Source organism: Streptomyces tricolor (assembly GCF_002155905.1).
GTDB lineage: Bacteria > Actinomycetota > Actinomycetes > Streptomycetales > Streptomycetaceae > Streptomyces > Streptomyces tricolor.
This window is the reverse complement of record NZ_MUMF01000230.1, coordinates 1-4520: the sequence shown is the minus strand read 5'-3', so window position 1 is coordinate 4520 and position 4520 is coordinate 1. Positions and strand designations below refer to the sequence as shown.

Below are 4520 nucleotides of genomic sequence, written 5' to 3'. Positions count from 1 at the left end.
GCCGGGTTGCCGGGTGTGTCGCTGGCGTGGGGTCTGTGGGAGCAGGCCACCGGCATGACCGCCCACCTGAACGACGTCGACCAGGCCCGCATGCACCGCGGCGGATTCCAGGCGATCACCCCCGACGAGGGCCTCGACCTCTTCGACGCGGCCCTGCACGACGGCGACAGCCTCCTCGTCCCGATCAAACTCGACCTGCGGGCCATCCGCGCCGAGGCCGCGGCCGGCGGCGACATACCGTCCCTGCTGCGCACGCTGATCCCCCACAGCCGGCGCGCCGCCGCCCGCATCGCCGCCGGCCGCGGCAGCGGCCTGGCCGGCCGGCTCGCGGGCCTGACCCCGGCCGAGCGGGAGGCCCTGCTCCTGGACCTGGTCCGCACCCACGTCGCGACCGTGCTCGGCCACACCGGCCCCGAGAAGGTCAAGGCCGACAAGGCGTTCAAGGACGCCGGCTTCGACTCCCTCACCGCCGTCCAGCTGCGCAACCGGCTCCGCGACACCACCCGGCTCAGCCTCCCCGCCACCCTCGTCTACGACTATCCGACTCCGCTCGCGCTCGCCCGCTTCCTCCGCGACGAGCTGGACGGACCGAACGGCGACGTCACCGGGGCGGCGGCGCCCACCGTCGTCGTGGCCGACCCGGACGAGCCGATCGCCGTCGTCGGCATGGCCTGCCGACTGCCCGGAGGCGTCAACAGTCCCGAAGAACTGTGGCGGTTGGTGTCCGAGGGCCGCGACGCGATCTCCGGGTTCCCCGACGACCGCGGCTGGGACGCGGACCACCTCTTCGACACCGACCCCGAGAACATCGGCACCTCGTACGTCGACCAGGGCGGCTTCCTGCACGAGGCCGGCCTCTTCGACGCGGGCTTCTTCGGCATCTCGCCGCGCGAGGCGCTGGCGATGGACCCGCAGCAGCGGCTCCTCCTCGAAACCTCCTGGGAAGCGCTGGAGCGTGCGGGCGTGAACCCGTCCGCGCTCAAGGGCACCGACGTCGGCGTGTTCTCCGGCGTGATGACCCAGGGCTACGGCATCGGCGGCGACATCCCGCCCGAGCTGGGCGGCTTCACGGCCACCGGCTCCGCGGTGAGCGTGGCCTCGGGCCGGGTGTCGTACGTCTTCGGCTTCGAAGGTCCCGCGGTGACCGTGGACACCGCCTGCTCCTCGTCCCTGGTCGCCATGCACCTGGCCGCCCAGGCGCTGCGGGGCGGCGAGTGCTCGCTCGCCCTCGCCGGCGGCGCGACCATCATGGCGACCCCCGGCACCTTCGTGGAGTTCTCCCGGCAGCGGGCCCTCGCCCCCGACGGCCGCTGCAAGGCCTTCTCCTCGACCGCCGACGGCACCGGCTGGGCCGAGGGCGTCGGCGTGGTCGTCCTGGAACGCCTCTCGGAGGCGCGCCGCAAGGGCCACCGCGTCCTCGCCGTGCTGCGCGGCAGCGCGATCAACCAGGACGGCGCCTCCAACGGCCTGACCGCCCCGAACGGCCCCTCGCAGCAGCGCGTCATCCGCCGCGCCCTGGCGGCGGCCGGACTGACCGCGGCGGACGTCGACGCGGTGGAGGCCCACGGCACGGGCACCGCGCTCGGCGACCCCATCGAGGCCCAGGCCCTGCTCGCCACCTACGGCCGCGACCGCGACGAGCCCCTGTGGCTGGGCTCGGTGAAGTCCAACATCGGCCACACCCAGGCCGCCGCGGGCGTCGCCGGCGTGATCAAGATGGTGGAGGCGCTGCGGCACGGCGTCCTGCCCCCGACCCTGCACGTGGCGGAACCCACCCCGCAGGTCGACTGGTCGGCCGGCTCCGTGGAACTGCTCACCGAGGCCCGGCAGTGGCCGGACACCGGCCGTCCGCGCCGCGTCGGCGTCTCCTCCTTCGGACTGAGCGGCACCAACGCCCACCTCATCTTCGAGCAGGCCCCCGAGGAGCCCGTCGTCGTGCGGGAGCCGCAGGACGGTGTGGTGCCGCAGGACGGTGTCGTGCCGCTGGTGGTGTCGGCCGCGTCGGACGGCGCGCTGGCCGGCCAGGCGGAACGGCTCGCCGCGTTCGTCGCCGACACCGACGCCTCGCCGACGGAGATCGCGGGTGCGCTGGTGCGGCGGCGGGCGGTGCTGTCGGAGCGGGCTGTGGTCGTGGCCGGGTCGCGGGAGGAGGCGGTGGCCGGGCTGGGCGCGCTGGCCCGGGGGGAGTCGGCGCCCGGTCTGGTGACCGGCGCTGCGGGGACGTCGGGGCGGACGGTGCTGGTGTTCCCTGGGCAGGGGTCGCAGTGGCCGGGGATGGGCCGGGAGTTGCTGGAGTCCTCACCGGTGTTCGCGGAGCGGATCGAGGAGTGCGCCCGGGCGTTGGAGCCGTGGGTGGACTGGGATCTGAAGGCCGTCCTGCGCGGTGAGGCCGATCTGCTGGACCGTGTGGACGTGGTCCAGCCGGCGAGCTTCGCGGTGATGGTCGGTCTGGCTGCTGTGTGGGCGTCCGTGGGTGTGGTGCCGGATGCGGTGGTGGGTCACTCGCAGGGTGAGATCGCGGCTGCGTGTGTCGCTGGTGCGCTGTCGTTGGAGGATGCGGCGCGGATCGTCGCCGTGCGCAGTCAGGTGATCGCGGGGGAGTTGGCGGGCCGGGGCGGTATGGCCTCGGTGGCGCTGCCGGAGGCCGAGGCAGCGGAACGCATTGCCGCGTGGGAAGGCCGAGTTGAGGTCGCGGCCGTCAACAGCCCCTCCTCCTCGGTGATCGCCGGTGACGCCGAGGCGCTGGACGAGGCGCTCGCCGCACTGGAGGCCGACGGCGTACGCGTGCGCCGGGTCGCGGTGGACTACGCGTCTCACACCCGCCATGTGGAGGCGATCGAAGGGGCATTGGCGGACGCGTTCGCGGACATCCACGGTCAGGCGCCGGTGGTGCCGTTCTTCTCCACCGTGACCGGCGAGTGGGTCCGCGAGGCGGGTGTCCTGGACGGCGGCTACTGGTACCGCAATCTTCGTGGCCAGGTGCGTTTCGGTCCGGCGGTGGCCTCGCTGCTGACCGAGGGGCACTCGGTGTTCATCGAGTCCAGCGCCCACCCGGTCCTGGTCCAGCCGGTGAACGAGATCGTGGACGAGGCGGAGTCCGAGGCGGTCGTCAGCGGTTCCCTGCGCCGCGAGGAGGGCGGCCCCCGACGGCTGCTGACGTCGATGGCCGAGGTCTTCGTGCAGGGCGTGGCCGTCGACTGGACCGGTGTCCTGCCCGAGGGCGCCGATGGTGCACAGGTGGATCTGCCGACGTACGCCTTCGACCGCCGCCACTACTGGCTGAAGCCCGCCCCCGCGGCGGACGCGACCGCCCTCGGACAGGCGGGCGCCGACCACCCCCTCCTCGGCGCGGTGGTCGAAGTGCCGGAGACCCGCGGGGTGTTGTGCACCTCCCGACTCTCCCTGCGCACCCACCCCTGGCTGGCCGACCACGCGGTCGGCGGGGCGGTGCTCGTCCCGGGCACCGGTCTGGTGGAGCTGGCCGTGCGAGCCGGTGACGAGGTGGGCTGCGGAGTCCTCGAAGAGCTGGTCATCGAGGCCCCGCTGGTGCTGCCGGAGCAGGGCGGGGTGCGCCTCCAGGTCGCCGTCGGCGGCCCGGCGGAGACGGGCTCCCGCACGGTCGCCGTGTACTCGGCACCCGAGGACGCCGCCGGAGACGTCGGCGTCGACGCCTGGACCCGGCACGCCACCGGCACCCTCACCGCCCCGGCACCGGCCGACGCGGCCCAGCCGGTCGCCGACCTCGCCGTGTGGCCGCCCACCGGCGCCCGGCAGGTGGACGTCTCCGGCGGCTACGAGCTGCTGGCCGCGGCCGGCTACGGCTACGGGCCGGTCTTCCAGGGCGTACGCGCCCTCTGGCGGCGCGGCGACGACCTCTTCGCCGAGGTCGCGCTGCCCGAGGACCAGCGGGCCGGCGCCGGCCGCTTCGGCATCCACCCGGCCCTGCTCGACGCCGCGCTGCACCCCGCGATGCTGGATGTGGCGCTCTCCGACCCCGAGGGCGAGAACCGCACCGACGACGGGAACGGCGTCCACCTCCCGTTCGGCTGGAACGGCCTGCGCCTGCACGCGTCCGGCGCCTCGGCACTGCGCGTGCGGCTGACCCGGTCCGCGCCCGACGCCCTGTCCCTGGACGCGGCGGACGAGACCGGCACCCCGGTGCTCACGCTGCGCTCGCTGGTCTCCCGGGCCGTGTCCGCCGATCAGCTCGGCGCGGCGGCCGACGACAGCCGGCAGTCCCTGTTCCGCGTCGAGTGGACGGAGCTGCCCGCGGCCACGGAGCCGGGCACGGACCTGCCGCCCGCCTGGGTGCCGATCAGCGAGCCCGCGCACGTGGCCGCGCTCACCGACGGCTCGGGCGTGCCCCCGGTGGTCGTGCTGGAGGCCGGCCGTACCGGGGCGACGGACGACGCGGCGGCGCTCGCCCTCACCGGCCGGGTGCTGGAGGTCGTCCAGGCGTGGCTGGCCGCCCCCGGCCTCGACGCGGCCCGACTGGTCGTCGTCACCCGGGGCGCCGTGCC

At 75.0% G+C, this 4520-nt stretch carries 1 protein-coding gene; it reads left to right on the top strand.

Annotated elements, in window-relative coordinates; all coding sequences use genetic code 11:
* The coding region (locus CCN44_RS17320) for a type I polyketide synthase (protein WP_143649817.1) at nt 1-4520 on the top strand (4520 nt) is incomplete at both ends.